2 protein-coding genes are annotated in these 1572 nt (G+C 73.6%); both read left to right on the forward strand.

Features of this window, described 5'->3' with window-relative positions:
• Window positions 1-52: 52 nt before the first annotated feature.
• A complete protein-coding gene (locus tag AC13HU_RS36860; protein WP_483046359.1) occupies window positions 53-559 on the forward strand; it encodes a hypothetical protein in 507 nt (168 codons plus the stop codon).
• A gap of 167 nt (window positions 560-726) precedes the next feature.
• Entirely contained in the window at window positions 727-1491 is a 765-nt protein-coding gene (locus tag AC13HU_RS36865; RefSeq protein WP_483046358.1) for a hypothetical protein, read from the forward strand.
• The last annotated feature ends 81 nt before the right edge of the window (window positions 1492-1572 follow it).

The raw sequence follows: 1572 nt of genomic DNA on the forward strand, positions 1-1572 counted from the left end.
CTCCCCGCCACCACGGCAGGGAGGGCGCTGCCGTACCCGACTGGAGACCACCGTGAACGTCGACCCCACCACCTCCCGCCCGCTGTCCGACGCCGAAGCCAAGGCCGAAGCCGAGCGGATCATCGCGGCCGCGTACCAGCCCGAGACGCTCACCGCGCCGGCGCCGCGCGTCCCGACGTCGTTCCGCGACGACACCCCGTTGCCGAAGTACGGCACCACCCCGCCCGTCCCGCAGGAGGACCACCGGATCGTGCCCGCGTGGGCGGCCGGGATCGCCGTGGCCTCCATCGGTGTCGGCGCCGGCATCACCGGCGTCGGCTGCGGCGCCTGGCTGGTCCTGCAGGGCCTGGCCTCCGTCACCCTCTACGGCGTGCTGCTGGTGACCCTGCCGTTCGCAGGGCTGGCCATGGTCGCCACCGCCATCGGCGGCGCCATCAACCAGGCCCGCTCCGCGGTCACCAAGAACGTGTACGAGGCGCCCGTCGTGCAGAACACGACCATCACCAACACCAGCCACCAGCGCGGGATGTTCTCCCGCACCCGCAACGACGTCCGCTGAACTCCGGGCGCCCTGCCTCGTATCCGACACCCCGCCCGCAGGCAGGGGCTTCGGGTGCGGGACAGGCCGTCCCCGGGACGAACCGACGCCCATACCGCCGGGCCCGCCGCCCGGTCCACTCGCACGCCCTCCCCCGTGACCAGCATCGACACCCTTGGAGCTGCCCCGTGCCGTCCTACGACCACATCCCCGCCCAGCGCCACCAGGAGCTCCCCTACCTCCCGGTGCTCCGCCCGAAGCCGCAGCCCAAGCAGCCACGGCTCGCCGCGCTCCGCAACCGGTGGAACAACTCCTGGCACCACGGCTTCCTGCACGACCGCTGGGAGGACCTGCGCCAAGCCCCCGAACTCGGCTGGCACGGCATGGCGAACTGGCTGAAGACCACGCTCGCGCTCGCCGGCACCAGCGTGCTCATCCTGCTGCTGAACAGCGCGGCCGCCGTCGTACTCAACGCGCTGCACCACCTGCTGACCGCCGCCCCGCACGTGCAGGCCGGCACCGCCACCTCCCACGGCGTACTCGCCGTCGTCAACCAGCCGGTCCACTCCTACCTCGCGGCGCACTCCGCCTCCCTGGCGATCAGCGCCTCCACCGTCTACACGCTCTGGCAGATGGTCGGCCTCTTCGGCCTGGTCGGCGGATTCCTCCGCAGCAGTGGCGCCCGCCTGACCTGGACGGCCTGGGGCACGGCCAGCATCGCCATGGTCTACAGCGCCGCGCCCGCCGACGGCCGCACCGTCGCCACCGGCCTCGCCGCCCTCGCCTGGACCACCGCCTCCGCATTCGCGCTGCGCGGACTGACCCTGCGCCCGATGTCCTTCACCCACGTCCACAACGCCGGCCACCAGATCACGCCGTGCATCCACCTCCCGGCCCCGGCCACCCCGCCAGCCGGCAACACCCCGGACGACACCGCCCCGCTCCACCACTGACCCGCCGCCCTGCCCGGCCCTCGCCCCGCGCGTGCGAGGACCGGACAGGCCGTCCGGCCGACCGCACCACCCCCTCATCCC

The organism is Streptomyces sp. NH27, from assembly GCF_056859195.1.